A 17,776-nucleotide genomic window follows, 5' to 3' on the forward strand; every position below is an offset into this window, starting at 1 on the left:
TTAGCTTTGAATTTCTTAGATTGCAGGATGCAAAAAAAATATTTTTTACTCATTTTTATAATTATTTTCACCAGTTGTTATAAATATGAATATGAGATAATAAATGAAGAAATTGTTTCTGATTCAATTATAAACCCTCCTGTTGTTATTGATCCTCTAACACCCGACCCTCCTAGTAGAGTAGTTGTGTTATGTGAAAATGGATTTGCAAATGAATATCCATGCAGTGGAATGGATCTCTATAGTCAAATTACATTAACAGAATTAGGGAGTGATTTTGCTAATGATAATTGGGGATGGACTGATCGTGAAACTGGAAAAGAATATGTTATTCAGGGTTTAAATGACGGAACGGCCTTTATTGATATAAGTGATCCGCTTAATCCTATTTATCTAGCTAAAATATCTGTTTCCACCCCCAGCACATGGAGAGATATTAAGGTTTTTAAAAATCATGCTTTTATTGTGTCTGAGGCAAATGATCACGGCCTTCAAATATTTGATTTAACCCGATTAAGAGAAATCAATACTTTTCAAAGCTTAATTCCAGATAAAAGATTGAACACCTTTGGAAATGCTCATAATATCGCAATCAATGAAAGTACCGGTTACGCTTATGTTATAGGAACTCAGAGGTATTCTGGCGGCCCATTATTTATTGATATCAATGATCCTAAGAATCCAATAGAAGCTGGTGGATATAGAAATATGGGATATTCTCATGATGCTCAAGTTGTTTCATATCACGGCCCAGATGAAAACTTTACAGGTAAAGAAATTTATATTGGAAGTAATAGTGATGGTGGATCAAATAATAAAGTTGTTATTGTTGATGTAACAGATAAAAGTAATCCTGAATTAATAACTACAAAATCTTATGGTGGATCCGGTTATGCTCATCAAAGTTGGTTGTCATCAGATCACAAATATTTATTTTTTGGAGATGAATTAGATGAATATTATTTTGGTGGAAATACAAAAACATTTGTTTTTGATATGACCAATTTATCTGAACCGTTATTATCTTTTACATACAATGGAACTACAACTGCAATTGATCATAATGGTTATGTCGTTGGAGGTCTATATTATTTATCAAATTACACAGCAGGTTTAAGAGTAATGGATATTTCACAAATTCAAAATAAGGCTATGGATGAAGTTATGTATTTTGATACTTATCCCGAGAGTGACCTTAGTAGTTTTGACGGAGTTTGGAATATTTATCCTTTTTTTCAAAGTGGAATTATTGCCATAAGTGATGGTCAGAGCGGGCTTTTTTTAGTTAAAGCGTCTGATTAAATGAAAAAAACCTTAATACTTGTATTCTTTTTAAATTTCTCATGTTCTCCTGATTTTTCAGAAATCAGCTTCTCTGATATAACTTTTATTGAAAATAGTTTAAAAGTTATACGAATTATAGGTGGAACTAAAGAAGATGTTGTAAAAAAAGTTTTGGCAACAGATGACGGTGGTTTTGTTATTGTAGGTCATACGAAAAGTACAGATGGTGATTTTGAAAATAAAAATAGAGAAGGAAATGATATTTTTTTAACTAAACTTGACTCCAAAGGTCAAATAATTTGGACAAATACTTATGGAGGTTCTGACGATGATATAGGAAATGATGTTATAGAGTCTTCTGATGGCAGCTTTTACATTATTGGTTACAGTAAAAGTAATGACGGTGATGCTTCAATTAATAAAGGTCAGCATGATAATTGGTTACTAAAAACCGATTCTTTCGGAAAACTACTTTGGGAAAAAAGTTATGGTTTTGCTGGACATGATCATGCTTATAATATAATTAAAACAAGAGATGGGGGGTTGTTTTTTAATGGATTTTTAGATGTTACAGCTTCAGAAGGTCAGGGAAGTACATCTAGGCATGGAGTTGGAGAATTTTGGTGCCATAAAGTAAATATGAATGGAGATGTGGTTTGGAGAAGATACTTTGGAGGGTCAAATAATGACAGATCATATGATTCAGTTGAAACGCAAGATGGAGGCTTTATTTTAGTTGGTACATCGGAAAGTCAAGACATAGAAATTTCAAATTCATTTGGAAGCTATGATATTTGGGTAGTAAGGTTATCATCCTCTGGAGAATTGATGTGGGAAAAATCTTTTGGAGGTTCTGCTATTGATGAAGGTATTATTATTATTAATAATCAAGATAATAGTTATACAATTTTAGGAAATACAAATAGTCCAAAAATTGATGGATTTAAAACTCAAGGAATGAATGATTTTTTATTAATAAAGTTAGACTCTTCAGGAGGTATATTAAGTAAAGTACGACATGGCAGTCCACAGTTTGATTACGCAAAAGACCTAAAACAAACGATAGACGGAAGCTATTTTGTCACAGGTTATTCAAGAAATCCATTAAATTCACAAGGAGTAAACTTTGAAAATAATGCTGTTTTTTTAAGTCAAATTCAGCCAAATGGTATTATTCAAAATACTTGGAAGTTAAATGGAAGTAATGAGGATCTTGGAAGCTCAATTTCTCAGCTTCAAAATGGCTCAATCATTATGGTTGGAACAACTGAAAGTAATGATGGAGACTTTAATATTAAAAAATTAACTGGAAATGATATTTTTATTGCTATTTTGAATAAGTAAATATTATCTTTTTATTATCAATATTTTCAGATGAAAACCTTTATATATATAGTATTACGTATATTTGCACTCTATTAATCAAACTTTAAATAAAGATGATTAAGGTGTCTGCTTCGGCAAAAAATAAAGTTAGGATGTTAATGACGGAAGAAGGCTTTGACCCAAACCAAGCCTACGTTAGAGTTGGGGTTAAAAGTGGTGGTTGTTCTGGCTTGTCATATGAGCTTAATTTTGATAATAAAACCAATCAAAAAGATAAGCTTTATGAAAACAATGATGTTAAAATTATAGTTGATAAAAAAAGTCTTCTTTATCTAATTGGGACTACTTTGGAGTATTCCGGTGGGCTTAATGGAAAAGGATTTGTGTTTAATAATCCAAACGCACAAAGAACTTGTGGTTGTGGAGAAAGTTTCTCTCTATAAATAATATTTTATGGCTTATACGGAAGAAGAATTAAAAAAAGAACTTGAGACTAAGGAGTATGAATATGGGTTTTATACCGATATAGAATCTGAGACATTCCCTGTAGGACTCAATGAGAAAATTGTTACTGCAATTTCAAAAAAGAAAAATGAACCTCAATGGATGACTTCATGGAGACTGGATGCTTATAGAGCGTGGTTAAAGATGGATGAACCTGATTGGGCAAATGTAAATTATAAAAAACCTGATTTTCAGGCTATTTCATATTACTCCGCTCCCAAAAAACAGGATAAATATAAAAGTTTAGATGAAGTTGATCCAGAATTATTAGAGACTTTTAATAAATTAGGAATCTCCATTGACGAGCAAAAAAAACTATCTGGTGTTGCAATGGATATTGTTATTGATTCTGTTTCTGTAGCAACAACATTTAGAGACACTTTGGCAAAAAAAGGTATTATTTTTTGTCCAATTTCTGAGGCAATTAAAGATCATCCAGAATTAGTTAAAAAATACATTGGATCTATTATTCCCTCTACAGATAATTATTATGCAGCACTAAACTCAGCAGTGTTTTCTGATGGATCATTTTGTTATATCCCAAAAGGTGTTAAATGTCCAATGGAATTATCTACCTACTTTAGAATAAATCAAGGAGGAACTGGTCAGTTCGAAAGAACACTTGTTATAGCTGATGAAGGAAGTTATGTTAGTTATCTTGAAGGATGTACGGCTCCTTCTAGAGACGAGAATCAATTGCATGCAGCAGTTGTAGAATTAATTGCTCACGATAATGCTGAAATAAAATATTCAACAGTTCAAAATTGGTATCCTGGAAATAAAGAGGGTAAAGGAGGAGTTTATAATTTTGTTACAAAAAGAGGAATATGTCACAACAATTCTAAAATTTCTTGGACTCAAGTAGAAACTGGTTCTGCTGTAACATGGAAATATCCTTCTTGTATTTTAAAAGGAGATAATTCAATAGGTGAATTTTACTCGATTGCTGTAACAAATAACTTTCAACAAGCTGATACAGGGACTAAAATGATTCATATTGGAAAAAACACAAGAAGTACAATAATCTCTAAAGGTATTTCTGCAGGGAAATCTCAAAATAGCTACAGAGGATTAGTTCAGGTAAATTCAAGAGCTCACAATGCCAGAAATTTTTCTCAATGTGATTCATTGTTAATGGGTAATGAATGTGGAGCTCACACCTTTCCCTATATAGAGGCTAAAAATAATTCTGCTCAAATTGAACATGAGGCAACAACAAGTAAAATAGGTGAGGATCAAATTTTTTATTGTAACCAAAGAGGGATTGATAATGAAAAAGCAATTGCTCTAATTGTAAATGGTTTCAGTAAAGAAGTTTTAAATAAATTACCAATGGAGTTTGCAGTTGAAGCTCAAAAACTATTAGAAATTTCCCTCGAAGGATCGGTGGGATAAACACAAAATAATTATGTTAACTATAGAAAATCTTCACGCAGCAGTTGATGGTAAATCAATTCTTAAAGGAGTAGACCTAGATGTAAAAGCAGGGGAGATTCATGCAATTATGGGTCCAAACGGATCAGGAAAAAGCACTTTGGCATCTGTTATTGCTGGAAATGAAGTATACGAAATGACCAAAGGAAACCTCCTTTTAAATGGTGAAGATATTAATGAACTCGATGCTGAAGAAAGAGCTCATAAAGGGGTTTTTATGTCTTTCCAATATCCAGTTGAAATACCTGGAGTCAGTGTTACAAATTTTATTAAAACAGCGATCAACTCTTCCAGAAAAGCTCAAGGTCTAGAGGATATGCCTGCTAGTGAAATGTTGAAAAAAATTAGACAAAAAGCTGCACTCCTTGAAATCGACACAAAGTTTTTATCCCGTTCCCTTAATGAAGGGTTCTCCGGAGGAGAAAAAAAACGAAACGAAATTTTTCAAATGGCAATGTTAGAGCCTAAATTATCCATACTTGATGAGACTGACTCTGGTTTAGATATAGATGCGCTTAAAATTGTAGCTAATGGCGTTAATAAACTAAGGAATAAAAATAATGCAGTAATTATAATTACTCATTACCAAAGACTTTTGAATTACATAGCTCCTGATTTTGTTCATGTTCTTCACAATGGTAAGATTGTTAAATCAGGAACAAAAGATTTAGCTCACGAATTAGAAGCTAAGGGTTATGATTGGGTTAAACAAGAATCAAGTTAATGGAGTTAAAGGAAAAACTATTAGATTCACATCTTGCTTTTGAAGAACAATCAGAGGTTAATGAAACTATTCAAAACTTTAGAAGTAAAGCCTTGAGAATTTTTGAAGAAAAAGGTTTTCCAACAAAAAAAGTCGAGTCATGGAAATACACTTCCTTGGCTCCAATAGTTAATAAAGATTATGCTTTATTTCCAAAAACGGACTCTGGGATTGAACTTAAAACTGTAAAGCCATATTTTTTATATGATATTGACACTTATAAAGTAGTTTTTATTGATGGTGTATTCAGCCCGTTTCTTTCAGAAACAACACATGACGGATTAGACGTATGTCTTTTATCAGCGGCTCTTAGTAAACCTAAATACAAACCAATTATTGAGAAATACTATAATAAAGCTGCGATTAAAGATGAAAGTTTGACTGCGTTAAATACAGCATTTGCCAAAGAAGGTGCTTATGTATATATTCCTAAAAGTAAAGTTTCAGAAAAACCGATTGAAATTATTCATTTTTCTACTGGAGAGCAAAAAGCTTTATGGCTTCAACCTCGAAATCTTATAGTTGTTGAAGAAAATGCTCAGGTTCAAATTATTGAAAGACATCAAAGCATTTGTGAACATGATATGGTGACCAATACTGTTACCGAAATCTATGCTCATAAAGACTCTTTTGTAGACTATTATAAAATTCAAAATGATCTGGATTCAGCAAGTTTAATTGACAACACATATATAGTTCAAGAAAAAAACAGTCACGCTAGTGTCCATACTTTTTCATTTGGAGGGAAACTAATTAGAAATAATTTAAATTATTTTCATAAGGGTGAAAATATAATGTCAACTCTCAAAGGATTAACAATATTAAAAGGCAAACAACATGTAGACCATAACACATTAGTTAACCATTCTAAGCCAAATTGTAATAGTCATCAAGATTATAAAGGAATTTATTCTGAAGAATCCAAAGGAGTTTTTAATGGAAAAATATTTGTAGATAAAATTGCTCAAAAAACAAATGCTTTTCAGCAAAGTAATAATATTTTGATCGATAATAAAGCTACTATAAACTCTAAACCACAACTTGAAATTTTTGCTGATGATGTTAAGTGCTCTCATGGATGCACCATTGGGCAACTAGACGAAGACACCTTGTTTTATCTTCGTTCAAGAGGTATTCCAAGAAAAGAAGCTAAAGCGTTATTAACTTATGCTTTTGCAAATAATATTTTACAAAGTGTTAAGATTAATGTTTTGAAAAAAAGGATAAACGGACAAATTGCTGAAAAGTTAGGAGTTAACCTTGGTTTTGATTTATAATGATAGATATTAAAAAAATAAGAAATGATTTTCCAATCTTAAAAAGAAAGATAAATGGAAATCAATTGGTTTATTTTGATAATGCTGCAACATCTCAAACTCCTCAAGTTGTAATAGATGAAATTTCTAATTATTACTCTAACTACAATTCGAATATTCATAGAGGGGTTCATAAATTGAGTCAAGAAGCTACTGATGCTTATGAAAAAGCTAGACGAACTATTCAGTCAAACTTTAATGCTAAATATTCTCATGAAATTATTTTTACATCAGGATCAACCCACAGCATAAATATAGTTGCATCAGGATATGGAGAAATTCTAAAAAAAGGAGATGAAATTATTTTATCAGCAATGGAACATCATTCTAATATTGTTCCCTGGCAGATGCTTTGTGAAAAAACTGGAGCAATTTTAAAAGTTGCTCCAATGGATAATAATGGGGTTTTAATTATAGAAGAATTTGAAAAAATATGTAATAAAAAAACTCAGCTGGTAGTTGTGTCCCATGTTTCAAATGCTTTAGGAACCATTAATCCAATTGAATTAATTTTATCAATATCACATTCTTATGATGCAGTTGTCTTGATCGATGGTGCGCAAGCTGCTCCTCATATAAAAGTTGACTTACAAGAATTAGATATTGATTTTTATGTTGTTTCAGGTCATAAATTAATGGGACCCACAGGAGTAGGAGTGCTTTACGGAAAAGAAATACTTTTAAATATGTTGCCGCCATATCAAGGTGGTGGTGAAATGATAGAAGAAGTTACTTTTGAAAAAACTACCTACGCTAAATTGCCTCACAAGTTTGAAGCTGGCACACCGAATATATCTGGAGTAATAGCTTTGGGAACAGCAATAAACTATCTCAATAAAATCGGATATAATTTGATAGCTAAATATGAAAAAACACTTCTTGAATATGCCACTTCTGAGCTTCTTAAAATAGAAGGTCTAAAAATTTATGGAAAATCTACCCAGAAAACAGCAGTAGTGTCTTTTAATATTAAATCAATTCATCCATATGATGTAGGTGCAATTCTAGATAAATTAGGAATAGCGGTAAGAACAGGTCATCACTGTGCACAGCCAATAATGGACTATTTTCAAATACCAGGAACAATTAGAGCTTCTTTTTCTTTCTACAATACTAAAGATGAAATTGATATTATGGTTAAAGCAATAAAACGAGCAAAAATGATGTTAATTTAATTAGTAAATTTAATCATGAAATCAATAACTAGCATACAAAAAGAAATTATAGATGAGTTTAGACTATTTGAGGATTGGATGCAACGTTATGAATATATGATTGAACTTGGCAAATCATTACCAATTATTGATAAAAAAAATAAAACAGATAATAATATCATTAAAGGTTGCCAAAGCAAAGTCTGGGTTTATGCAGAATTAAAAAAAGATAAAATTATATATACAGCTGATAGCGATGCCATTATTACTAAGGGAATTATTGCTTTACTTTTGAGAGTTTTTTCTGAACAACATCCTTCAGATATTTTAGCTGCAGACACAAGCTTTATAGATGAAATAGGTTTAAAAGAGCACCTTTCCCCTACAAGAGCAAATGGACTTTTGTCTATGATTAAACAACTAAAAATGTATGCAATTGCATATCAAACACAATTGAATTAAAATGGATACACAGATTGATGTTAATGAGTTAGGAGAAAAAATTGTTCGAGTCATCAAAACTATTTTTGATCCTGAAATTCCTGTTGATATTTATGAATTAGGACTGATATATGACGTGTTTGTTAATGAAGATTTAGAAGTTAAAATTTTAATGACATTAACAACTCCAAACTGTCCTGTTGCTGAAACTCTTCCAGTTGAAGTAGAAGAAAAAGTGATGTCAATTGATGAAGTTAAAAGCGCATCAGTCGAAATAACTTTTGACCCTCCATGGTCAAAAGATTTAATGAGTGATGAAGCTAAATTAGAACTAGGAATGCTATAAAGTTATGGATAAGCCTATTGTAAATCGAGTTTCAAATAGTCCCTTAATTACTATTAACCTTGAAAAAATACGTTTTGAAGGAACTAGATGTTTTTTTGATTTAAAAAACATTTTAGATAAGGGGGTCATTCTTCGAGAAAACAAAATAAGAGACTATGTTAAGAATCACGACTGGACACAGTATTCAAGTCAATTTGTTGCTGTTGGCTGTAGTTCAGAAGCAATTCTTCCTTCATGGTCTAAACTACTCATAGCAGCATCGCTCAAATCATATGCAAGAAAAATTGTAATAGGTGATTTGGAACAGTTGGAAACAGTACTTTTTGAATCAGCTATTAATCAATTAGATTTCACTAAATATATTAATAAATCAATTATAATTAAAGGATGTAGTGATCCTTCAATACCAGATTCTGCCTATGGATTTTTGATTAACAAACTACAAGGAGTTGCCAAAAAAATATCTTATGGAGAAGCTTGTTCATCTGTGCCTCTTTGGAAGTCAAATAAATAAATTCCTTACTTATATTTTTTATATTAGACCCTATGTTGTCTAAACCAATACTTATAATTACATATTACTGGCCACCATCTGGAGGATCAGGAGTTCAAAGGTGGTTGTATTTTTCAAAATATTTAAAAAAACTAGGTTATTCTCCAATTGTATTAACTATTGATTTAGGATCAGCCTCGTACCCTTCTATAGACAAATCATTATTAAAAGAGGCTGACGGCATCTCAGTTCATTATGTAAAGGCTTATAATTGGCTTAAAATTTACACTTCACTTAAAAAAGGTAAAAATGGAAATAAAATTCCACAAGGTGAATTTTCAAAAAAAGAAAATTTAGATCATTTTGCAAGTTTTATTAGAGGAAATTTTTTTATTCCAGATGCAAGAGTTTCTTGGGTTAAGCCAGCTATTAAAAAGGCTTTACATATAATAAATGATAACAAAATTGATAAAATTATTACATCAGGTCCCCCTCACTCAACCCATATGATAGGTTTACATTTAAAATCTAAACTAAATTTAAAATGGATTGCTGATTTTAGAGACCCATGGACAGATATGTTTTATCTCAAATCATTTTATCGACTTCCTTTTGCCAAAAAAAAAGATTCTCTATTGGAAAAAAAAGTTTTATCAAATGCAGATGCAATTTTAACAACTGCGTCAGAAAACTTTCACATGGAGTTGCAATCAAAAATATCAGTAAAGCAAAATTTTTATAAAATTTACAATGGTTTTGACACGAACCTTTTTAATAAAGATTATAAGAAAATTAATAAGAATTTTAAAATCGTTTTTACTGGACTATTAACAAAAAACCACCCTTATAAGTCAATTATTAATTCATTGATTAACTTTAAGAAGCTTTACCCTGAAATTAAGTTCAAAATAATCTTTGCGGGTTCAATTTCTGATGAAATTTTAAAAGAATTTAAGCAAGTTTTAAATATTAAGTATTATGGTTATGTTGATCACTCCATAGCAGTTGATTTGATGCATCAAGGAAATATACTTTTAAATTTTTTATTTGATCAAAATAAAAAATCTACGATGATTTCAGGAAAATTAATTGAATACATGGCTACGGGAAATCCAATTTTAATGGTTGGAGATACAGAGAGTGAAGCAGCAAATTTGTTATCCAAACAAAGTTATAATTTAACGGTAAAACCTACTGAAATTAAGTTAATCACATCATTTTTGAAAAGCAATTATGACAATTGGTTAAATGGAAAAAAAATTAAAGGTGAGTTTGATTCAGTTTTACCTTTTTCCAGGGAAGAGAATACAAAAAAATTAGTCAAAATAATTGATAACCTTTAAATAGTATACAAGTTATTCTTTTTAATAAATTCTAAAACAACTAATGGAACTAGATCCTTAACAGATTCTCCATTTTTATATTTTTCGCGAATAAGAGAACTTGACATTTTCATAAGCGGAGCCTCAAAGAATTTTATTTTTTCATTTATTTTAAACTTTTCAGGAATAGAATTTTTATTAATTCTAGGATAAATATATAAACTGTGGTGTTTTAAAATATCCTCAAAGTTTTTCCATTTATCAAAATCCTTTAATAGATCACTACCCATTAAAAAAACATATTCTATTTCTGGACTTTCATTTCTTAAAAACTTTAGTGTATCACAAGTGTAATTTGGAGTTGGAAGCCTTGATTCAATATCAGATATTTTAATTTTCGGATTACTTATAGTTGCTATTTCAACTGCCTCATATCTTTTCTCAAAATCCTGATATTTAATTTCAGATTTAAAAGGATTTTGGGGAGTTATCACAAAGATTACGTCACTTAATATTTTTTTATTTAAAAAAAATTTAACTATTTCTAAATGCCCATTATGAATTGGGTCAAATGAACCAAAAAAGAGTCCTTTTTTTATCATTTATTATATATAAAGTCACTGACAATTTTTTCAATTTCTACTTTAGCAATTTCTAAATTGTCATTAACTACGGTGAAATCAAACTTATCAGACAAAGCTATTTCTTTTTTAGCTTTTGATATTCGAATTCTAATTTTCTCTAAATTATCAGTTTGTCTATTAATTAGACGACCTTCAAGAGTCTTAATGTTTGGAGGTTTTATGAAAATTGATAAAGTGTTTTCAAAGAATTGTTTTTTTATGTTTAAACCGCCAACAACATCAATATCAAAAACAACTATTTTGTTTTTCTTCCATATTTTTTCTAATTCAGACTTGAGGGTTCCGTAATAGGTTCCGGGATAAACCTCTTCATACTCAATAAAAGATTTATTTTTTATTGCATCTATAAAAGATTTATTTTTTAAAAAATGATAATCATTTCCGCTGATTTCTTTACCCCTGGGACGTCTAGTAGTTGCAGAAATTGAAAACTCTAAATCAGGAAAAATATTTAATAAATGTTTCACAAGAGTAGTTTTTCCAGAGCCTGAAGGAGCAGAAAAAACAATCATTTTTCTAGTTTTCACTATAACAAGTTTAAAAGTTGCTCTTTTATTTTTTCTAATTCATCTTTCATTTGAACAACTATTTTCTGAAGTTTAAAATCATTTGCTTTTGACCCTATTGTATTAATTTCGCGACCCATTTCCTGCAAAACAAATCCAAGTTTTTTTCCATTTGATTCTTTGGAGCTCAAAGTTTCTCTAAAATAATTAATATGATTATTTAGACGTACTTTTTCCTCAGTAATATCATATTTTTCTAAGTAATAAATTAATTCTTGTTCGAATCTATTTTCATCAATATTTATTTTAAGCTCCCCTAAAGAATTTTTTAATTTTTCTTTTACTAAAAGAACTCGATTTTGATCAATTTTTGAAATTGCCTTGAGATCATCCTCAATTAGAGCTAGTCGATTGTTAAAATCATAAAAAATAATTCTTCCTTCTTGACTTCTAAAATCGATGACCTTTTTCAATGTATTTTTGAACAATGATAATACTTCAGTTTTTTCATTATCACTTACATCTTCTTTTTCAGTTTTCATTGTATCAGGTAATCTCATAGCTATAGATAAAAAATCTATTTTACTATTTTTCGATAGTTTTTTTAATTGAGCAACATAACTTTTAACTACTTCTTTGTTAATTTTTGAAGGAGATTCTTCACCAACCGATTTTTCATAAATTGAAATATCAACCTTACCTCTTTTAAGTGAATTAGCTATTTCTTTTCTGAATTCAGATTCTAATTCTTTATAGTTATATGATATCCTAGAATTTATATCAAGATTTTTACTATTTAAAGTTCTGATTTCTACTACAATTATTTTGCTTTCGAAAGAGGATTCACCTTTTCCAAAACCTGTCATAGACTTTATCATATTTTACTCTATCTCACGTATTTTGATCTCACGGTAAGATACAACATCACCATGGTCTTGAAGACCTATACTTCCTGTTTTAAATTTACCAAAGTCAGCAAAAGATTCATTATCAAATTTAGATCCACTAACTAATTCCTCCCATGGTTTTCCATTAACTGGAAAAATAGCAATTTCAGTTCCATTTAGACTTACACTGCCCTTGTTTGAAACATGATTGATCTTTAGAACGACTAGGTTCCAGCTTTCAGCAGGGTTACAAACGTCCTCACTTGGTTGAACTAAATCATAAAGGGCACCTGCTTGATGATATTTAGGATTAGCTTTAGCATCTGGATGTCTTTCATTATCTAGTACTTGAATTTCAGGGCCAGTTTGGTATGCTTCACTATATTTTGAATCTTCTTTTACTCCATAAAAAATTCCACTATTTCCACCCTTTGAAATCTTCCATTCTAAAGACAACACAAAATTTGTATATACACCATCAGTAACAATGTTATGACCTCCACCATACTTTTCATTTGGAGTAAAAACCAAAGCTCCATCCTCAATAGACCAAGCAGGACTCATCTCTGACTTGTTAAATTGGTGCCATCCATTAAATGTCTTACCGTCAAATAGACTAGTCCAATTTGTTAACTTTGAATTATCCATTTTTTCTGTCTTTGAAGAAGTTAATTCAGTTGTATTTTTTTTGGGCACATCCTGACAGGATAAAATAAAAGCCCCCATTAATAGTATTATATTTTTCATTTTATAAGTTTAAAATTTTTTTTAAATGATTTTCATCAATTTCTCCCCCAGCAAAGTCATCAAATGTTTTATTGGTTGCTTCAATTATGTGTTGCTCAATAAATTTAGCTCCTTCTTTAGCTCCTTGTTCAGGACTTTTGATACAACATTCCCACTCCATAACAGCCCACAAATCACAGCCATATTCTGTTAATTTACTAAAAATTTGTTTAAAATCAATTTGCCCATCACCAGGTGAACGGTATCTTCCTGCTCTATCGATCCAATCACTATAACCTCCAAAAACTCCTTTTTTACCATTAGGTCTAAACTCAGAATCTTTTACATGAAAAGATTTAATGAATTCGTGATAATGATCAATATATTCAACGTAATTAAGTTGTTGAAGAACAAAATGACTTGGATCGTATAATATATTTACTCGTTTATGATTATTAGTAGCTTTTAAAAATCGCTCAAAAGTAACCCCATCGTGAAGATCTTCTCCTGGGTGAATCTCATAGCAAACATCAACTCCTTCTTCATCAAAGTGATTTAATATTGGAAGCCATCGTCTTGCTAGTTCTGAAAAGCCCATTTCTACTAATCCACTAGGTCTTTGAGGCCATGGATGCCACGTATGCCATAAGAGTGCGCCTGAAAATGTGGCATGTGTTTTCAAACCAAGTCTTCTGCTTGCTGTTGCAGCTTTTTTTACAGTAGAAATAGCCCATTCTGTTCTGGCTTTTGGATTGTTTTTATACTTTTCAGGAGCAAAATTATCAAACATTAAGTCATAAGAATGATGAACTGCAACCAGTTGGCCCTGAAGGTGAGTCGAAAGTTCGGTTATTTCTAGACCATAGCTATTAATTTTACCCTTTAATTCATCGCAATAAGTTTGACTCTCAGCAGCTCTATCAATATCTATGAGGAAAGACTCCCAAGTTGGAATTTGAATTCCTTTATAACCTAGATCTGCTGCCCATTTACACATTCCATCTAGAGAATTAAATGGAGCTTTTTTATCTACAAATTGTGCTAAAAATATAGCAGGTCCTTTTATTGTTTTCAATGTTTTCAATTTTTAAAGTTCTACCCAGATATTTCCGTTATTATTTGAAGTTATTGCTTTTTCAATAAATAACATTCCCCTTACTCCATCAGATAATTCAGGATATTCTCCAGAAAATGATTTTTCTTTATTAATTGCCTTTGCAACTCCTTTATAAATATTCCCCATTGCATCAAAAATGCCTTCAGGATGACCCGAAGGTATTTTCACTCCATCTTCTGCAAAATCAGAATTGTATACATTTCCTCTTTTGAGAATTTGAAATGGTTTATTTTCTGTAAGATAATTTAAGTAATTAGGATTTTCTTGTTCCCATTTTAAAGACCCTTTCTCCCCATAAATTGCTACTGCAAAATTATTTTCTTCACCTGTAGCAATCTGGCTTGTTCTTATCACTCCTTTACTTCCATTATCCATCCTAACTAATATTGTACCATCAACATCCATCGGATTGTCATCATACATATAATTTAGGTCAGAAAGTAATTTAGACACTTTAAGATCGGTAACATACTCTAACATGTCAAAAGCGTGAGTCCCAATATCTCCGATGCAACAACTTATGCCAGATTTTTCTGGGTTTAATCTCCAAGTGTTAGTTCTTTTTTCGCTATCATGAATGATTGGATTGATCCAACCTTGATAGTATTGAAGATCAACCTTTTGAATTCTTCCAAGAACACCATCTGAAATCATTTGTTTCATTTGCCTAACCATTGGGTATCCTGTGTAGGTATAAGTAACTGCAAATACACATTTCTTCTCATTTTTTAGTGACTCTAATTCTATAGCTTCTTGATAGCTTGTGGTTAAAGGTTTTTCACATATGACATTGAAACCACTTTCAATTAATTTTTTTGCCATTGGATAATGTAAAAAATTTGGAGTCAAGATTGATATCACTTGCATTCTTTTATTCTCCGGTAATTTTAACTCTTCAGCTATTAAGTTTTCAAAATCTTTATAAACTCTGTCTGTTGGCAAATCAATTTTTTTTGCAAAATCATAATTTTCCTTCCAATTAGGGTTAAAAACCCCACCAATAATTTGATATTTATCAAACATTTGAGAGGCAATACGATGAACTACTCCAATTAGAGAGTCGCCACCTCCACCCAAAATACCTAAACGAATTTTACTCATCTTTTAATTTAATTTTTTCATTTTTAAAAGTCAACATAAAAAAGACTAGAACAAAAAGAGCAAATCCAGAGGGTATAATCCAAATCTGTGTCCAGTCATGACCTGAAGCATTTGTATATTGATCTGTAATGTATCCAGCTAATCTAAACCCAACTAACATGCCCAAGCCGTATGTGGCAAGGGTGATGAGTCCTTGAGCAGAGCTTTTAAACTGGTTACCTGCCTTATGATCAGTGTATATTTGTCCAGAAACAAAAAAGAAATCATAACAAATTCCATGAAGTATTACCCCAAAAATTAACATCCATGCATTTTCACCAATATCTCCATATGCAAAAAGAATATATCTAATAACCCATGCAAGCATTCCAACAATCAATGTTGTTTTAATACCATAACGTTTCAAAAATATTGGAAGTAACAGTATAAATAGAGCCTCAGATACTTGCCCCAATGTCATTACTGCTGCAGCTTTTGGCATTCCAAGTTCATTTAAAAACTGATTTGCATGTTGATAATAAAACGCTAATGGAATACAAATTAATATTGATGATACAAAAAATATTAGATATCTAGTGTCTTTTAAAAGAGATAAAGCGTCAAGCCCTAAGATTTTACTAATACTATAATCCCCTTTGTCTGCTGTAGGAGGAGTATCTGGAAGACTGAAACTAAATACTCCAAGAATTGCTGATGCCGATGCAGTTACGTAAAATGTATTTGCTAATAATTTTTGAGATTCCCACCCCAGGTATCCGATTATTAAGCCTGCAACAATCCAACCAACAGTTCCAAAAACTCGAATAGGAGGAAACTCTTTAGAAGGATCTTTCATTTGACGAAATGCAACAGAATTTACTAATGCTAGTGTTGGCATGTAAAGAATCATATAGATTAACACAAATGGGTAGAATGATAAAAAGTCATCGGATGTACCTGCTAAATAAAGAATCACTGCACCCAGTATATGTAGGAATCCAAGAATTTTTTGTGCTGAAAAATAACGATCGGCTATTAAACCAATTATAAACGGAGCTATTATTGCTCCAATAGATTGAGTTTCATAGGCTTGAGCTAGTTGAGATCCGCTTGCATTAAATGATTGAGAAAGAAATGTTCCCATTGTTACAAACCATCCTCCCCAAATAAAAAACTCAAGAAACATCATAAATGATAATTGAAATTTAATTTTATTCATAGTGATTAAGATTTATTATTTTTAATTATGCTTTAATAAAAGGTCTCTAGTGGCAATAGTTCCAGCTTCCTCAGTCAATATAGACCCTTCATATTCCACTCCAATATAGCCTGAATAGTTAGCCTCTTTGACAATATTTAACATTTTATCATAATCTATAGTTTTTTCATTTCCTTCTAGGTTAAAGTCATATGATTTGGCACTAACTGCAAAAGCTTTTGACATAAGCTTTTTAACGCCTAAATACCTATCATATTCTTTATCACATTCATCGTTAGCAGCCCCCCATTTTTTTGAAATGCAAAAATTACCAAAGTCTGGTAGTGTTCCACAATTGATTTTATTGACATCATTTATAACACCAATCAAAAGATCTGCATCAGAAGAATAACCCCCATGATTTTCCACAATTATATTAATGTTATAATTTGAGGCATAATCTGATAGAATACTTAAGCTGTATTTTGATGAAGCTTTCCATGATTCAACTTTATTAATACTACCATGTAAATTTACCCTTATAGAATGACACCCCATTTCACTTGCTACCTCAACCCATGGTTTATGATTTTCTATAGCTAATAATCGAGTATTTTTATCCCCTGAAGATAAATCTCCTTCTTCATCTATCATAATCAATAAGTTTTTTATGTCATATTGATTTGCAAGCTGATTATTTTTAATTATAAAGTTTTTTAGGGCTGAACTTTTATTGGAGCTATTCATAACATCTTCATACAAAGTATTAACATATTCTATTCCTTCAAAACCCCATTTTTTCGCTAATTCAGCAAACTTGTACGGAGAAATATCCCCATTTTTAATCATTCTATTAATGGACCACTGTGCAAGTGATATTTTAAAAAAAGGATTTTTAGCAGCTGAAGAAACAATCCTTTTTTTAGCTTGGTTATTGCAAGCGGTTATTCCTAGAGAACTAATCCCTATTCCTGCAAAAGTAATGTTGGATAAAAATTTTTTACGATTCATTTATTTGAATGTTAAGGTTGGTTGTACTTTTCTAAAAGTAGATAAATATACTCATATTAAAAAAACTTAATAATATTGAAATTTCACTTATCAAAATTATTATTTAGAAAGAAACATTAAAAAAAAAAAAAATTGATAATAATTTGTAAATTCATCTTTTATTTCAGTAAAGCGAAATAAAAAACACCAACTAAGAGTAATAAAACATTAATTAATGATTAAAA

The 17,776-nt window shown here is 30.7% G+C and carries 19 protein-coding genes; 11 read left to right on the top strand and 8 right to left on the bottom strand.

The annotated features are described in order from the left end of the window. Positions 1 to 27: 27 nt before the first annotated feature. The 11 genes from AC34EU_RS03360 (at position 28) to AC34EU_RS03410 (ending at position 10,404) form a co-directional block, all read left to right on the top strand. Positions 28 to 1,302, top strand: a complete 1,275-nt coding sequence (locus AC34EU_RS03360; RefSeq protein ID WP_487533356.1) for a choice-of-anchor B family protein — start codon at positions 28 to 30, stop codon at positions 1,300 to 1,302. Continuing rightward, positions 1,303 to 2,628, top strand: coding sequence for a hypothetical protein (locus AC34EU_RS03365; protein ID WP_489666565.1), 1,326 nt, complete (start codon positions 1,303 to 1,305; stop codon positions 2,626 to 2,628). A gap of 95 nt (positions 2,629 to 2,723) precedes the next feature. Then, positions 2,724 to 3,053 carry a HesB/IscA family protein gene (locus tag AC34EU_RS03370; protein ID WP_489696060.1) on the top strand — a complete coding sequence of 110 codons (330 nt, stop codon included), beginning with the start codon at positions 2,724 to 2,726 and terminating at the stop codon, positions 3,051 to 3,053. A 10-nt stretch (positions 3,054 to 3,063) separates the two neighbouring features. Further along, positions 3,064 to 4,509, top strand: coding sequence for a Fe-S cluster assembly protein SufB (gene sufB / locus AC34EU_RS03375; RefSeq protein ID WP_489666564.1), 1,446 nt, complete (start codon positions 3,064 to 3,066; stop codon positions 4,507 to 4,509). Between the two features lie 13 nt (positions 4,510 to 4,522). After that, positions 4,523 to 5,272 carry a Fe-S cluster assembly ATPase SufC gene (sufC, locus tag AC34EU_RS03380; protein ID WP_487533349.1) on the top strand — a complete coding sequence of 250 codons (750 nt, stop codon included), beginning with the start codon at positions 4,523 to 4,525 and terminating at the stop codon, positions 5,270 to 5,272. Next, the gene (gene sufD, locus AC34EU_RS03385; RefSeq protein WP_487533348.1) at positions 5,272 to 6,588 is read left to right on the top strand and encodes a Fe-S cluster assembly protein SufD; all 1,317 of its coding nucleotides are present in this window, start codon (positions 5,272 to 5,274) and stop codon (positions 6,586 to 6,588) included. Before sufC ends, sufD begins: the two co-directional genes overlap by 1 nt. Beyond that, positions 6,588 to 7,802 carry an aminotransferase class V-fold PLP-dependent enzyme gene (locus AC34EU_RS03390; protein ID WP_487533347.1) on the top strand — a complete coding sequence of 405 codons (1,215 nt, stop codon included), beginning with the start codon at positions 6,588 to 6,590 and terminating at the stop codon, positions 7,800 to 7,802. The genes sufD and AC34EU_RS03390 overlap by 1 nt, the downstream gene beginning before the upstream one ends. A 15-nt stretch (positions 7,803 to 7,817) precedes the next feature. After that, on the top strand, positions 7,818 to 8,243 hold the full coding sequence (locus AC34EU_RS03395; protein ID WP_487533346.1) for a SufE family protein: 426 nt from the start codon (positions 7,818 to 7,820) through the stop codon (positions 8,241 to 8,243). Position 8,244: 1 nt separating this feature from the next. Beyond that, entirely contained in the window at positions 8,245 to 8,568 is a 324-nt protein-coding gene (locus AC34EU_RS03400) for an iron-sulfur cluster assembly protein (RefSeq protein ID WP_487533345.1), read from the top strand. A 4-nt stretch (positions 8,569 to 8,572) separates the two neighbouring features. Continuing rightward, complete coding sequence (locus AC34EU_RS03405; RefSeq protein WP_487533343.1) at positions 8,573 to 9,082, top strand: DUF2480 family protein; 510 nt, start codon at positions 8,573 to 8,575, stop codon at positions 9,080 to 9,082. Between the two features lie 32 nt (positions 9,083 to 9,114). Beyond that, on the top strand, positions 9,115 to 10,404 hold the full coding sequence (locus AC34EU_RS03410) for a glycosyltransferase family protein (RefSeq protein WP_487533341.1): 1,290 nt from the start codon (positions 9,115 to 9,117) through the stop codon (positions 10,402 to 10,404). Here AC34EU_RS03410 and nadD read toward each other — a convergent pair. The 8 genes from nadD to AC34EU_RS03450 are packed head-to-tail and all read right to left on the bottom strand — an operon-like array spanning position 10,401 to position 17,552. Further along, the gene (gene nadD, locus AC34EU_RS03415; protein WP_489666563.1) at positions 10,401 to 10,985 is read right to left on the bottom strand and encodes a nicotinate (nicotinamide) nucleotide adenylyltransferase; all 585 of its coding nucleotides are present in this window, start codon (positions 10,983 to 10,985) and stop codon (positions 10,401 to 10,403) included. The genes AC34EU_RS03410 and nadD overlap by 4 nt on opposite strands. After that, on the bottom strand, positions 10,982 to 11,539 hold the full coding sequence (gmk, locus tag AC34EU_RS03420; protein ID WP_487533420.1) for a guanylate kinase: 558 nt from the start codon (positions 11,537 to 11,539) through the stop codon (positions 10,982 to 10,984). The genes nadD and gmk overlap by 4 nt, the downstream gene beginning before the upstream one ends. Positions 11,540 to 11,553: 14 nt before the next feature. Beyond that, positions 11,554 to 12,411 (bottom strand): YicC/YloC family endoribonuclease, encoded by an 858-nt coding sequence (locus tag AC34EU_RS03425; RefSeq protein WP_489696061.1) that lies wholly within the window; start codon positions 12,409 to 12,411, stop codon positions 11,554 to 11,556. 3 nt (positions 12,412 to 12,414) lie between these two features. Further along, positions 12,415 to 13,167, bottom strand: coding sequence for a 3-keto-disaccharide hydrolase (locus AC34EU_RS03430; protein WP_487533338.1), 753 nt, complete (start codon positions 13,165 to 13,167; stop codon positions 12,415 to 12,417). Between the two features lies 1 nt (position 13,168). Beyond that, a complete protein-coding gene (locus AC34EU_RS03435) occupies positions 13,169 to 14,221 on the bottom strand; it encodes a sugar phosphate isomerase/epimerase family protein (RefSeq protein WP_487533337.1) in 1,053 nt (350 codons plus the stop codon). Between the two features lie 12 nt (positions 14,222 to 14,233). Further along, the gene (locus AC34EU_RS03440; RefSeq protein ID WP_487533336.1) at positions 14,234 to 15,364 is read right to left on the bottom strand and encodes a Gfo/Idh/MocA family protein; all 1,131 of its coding nucleotides are present in this window, start codon (positions 15,362 to 15,364) and stop codon (positions 14,234 to 14,236) included. Continuing rightward, complete coding sequence (locus AC34EU_RS03445; RefSeq protein ID WP_487533335.1) at positions 15,357 to 16,562, bottom strand: nucleoside permease; 1,206 nt, start codon at positions 16,560 to 16,562, stop codon at positions 15,357 to 15,359. The genes AC34EU_RS03440 and AC34EU_RS03445 overlap by 8 nt, the downstream gene beginning before the upstream one ends. A gap of 21 nt (positions 16,563 to 16,583) precedes the next feature. Beyond that, positions 16,584 to 17,552 carry a sugar phosphate isomerase/epimerase family protein gene (locus tag AC34EU_RS03450; protein WP_489696062.1) on the bottom strand — a complete coding sequence of 323 codons (969 nt, stop codon included), beginning with the start codon at positions 17,550 to 17,552 and terminating at the stop codon, positions 16,584 to 16,586. Between the last annotated feature and the right edge of the window lie 224 nt (positions 17,553 to 17,776).

The sequence above is a fragment of the Candidatus Marivariicella framensis genome (assembly GCF_982709265.1).

Bases quoted from the DNA above. Each gene is read 5' to 3' on its own strand.
- sufD (WP_487533348.1), top strand. From the start codon at position 5,272: ATGGAGTTAAAGGAAAAACTATTAGATTCACATCTTGCTTTTGAAGAA.
- AC34EU_RS03400 (WP_487533345.1), top strand. From the start codon at position 8,245: ATGGATACACAGATTGATGTTAATGAGTTAGGAGAAAAAATTGTTCGA.
- AC34EU_RS03365 (WP_489666565.1), top strand. From the start codon at position 1,303: ATGAAAAAAACCTTAATACTTGTATTCTTTTTAAATTTCTCATGTTCT.
- AC34EU_RS03360 (WP_487533356.1), top strand. From the start codon at position 28: ATGCAAAAAAAATATTTTTTACTCATTTTTATAATTATTTTCACCAGT.
- AC34EU_RS03395 (WP_487533346.1), top strand. From the start codon at position 7,818: ATGAAATCAATAACTAGCATACAAAAAGAAATTATAGATGAGTTTAGA.
- AC34EU_RS03410 (WP_487533341.1), top strand. From the start codon at position 9,115: ATGTTGTCTAAACCAATACTTATAATTACATATTACTGGCCACCATCT.
- sufB (WP_489666564.1), top strand. From the start codon at position 3,064: ATGGCTTATACGGAAGAAGAATTAAAAAAAGAACTTGAGACTAAGGAG.
- AC34EU_RS03390 (WP_487533347.1), top strand. From the start codon at position 6,588: ATGATAGATATTAAAAAAATAAGAAATGATTTTCCAATCTTAAAAAGA.
- gmk (WP_487533420.1), bottom strand. From the start codon at position 11,539: ATGATTGTTTTTTCTGCTCCTTCAGGCTCTGGAAAAACTACTCTTGTG.
- AC34EU_RS03450 (WP_489696062.1), bottom strand. From the start codon at position 17,552: ATGAATCGTAAAAAATTTTTATCCAACATTACTTTTGCAGGAATAGGG.
- AC34EU_RS03370 (WP_489696060.1), top strand. From the start codon at position 2,724: ATGATTAAGGTGTCTGCTTCGGCAAAAAATAAAGTTAGGATGTTAATG.
- AC34EU_RS03425 (WP_489696061.1), bottom strand. From the start codon at position 12,411: ATGATAAAGTCTATGACAGGTTTTGGAAAAGGTGAATCCTCTTTCGAA.
- AC34EU_RS03440 (WP_487533336.1), bottom strand. From the start codon at position 15,364: ATGAGTAAAATTCGTTTAGGTATTTTGGGTGGAGGTGGCGACTCTCTA.
- sufC (WP_487533349.1), top strand. From the start codon at position 4,523: ATGTTAACTATAGAAAATCTTCACGCAGCAGTTGATGGTAAATCAATT.
- nadD (WP_489666563.1), bottom strand. From the start codon at position 10,985: ATGATAAAAAAAGGACTCTTTTTTGGTTCATTTGACCCAATTCATAAT.
- AC34EU_RS03445 (WP_487533335.1), bottom strand. From the start codon at position 16,562: ATGAATAAAATTAAATTTCAATTATCATTTATGATGTTTCTTGAGTTT.
- AC34EU_RS03430 (WP_487533338.1), bottom strand. From the start codon at position 13,167: ATGAAAAATATAATACTATTAATGGGGGCTTTTATTTTATCCTGTCAG.
- AC34EU_RS03405 (WP_487533343.1), top strand. From the start codon at position 8,573: ATGGATAAGCCTATTGTAAATCGAGTTTCAAATAGTCCCTTAATTACT.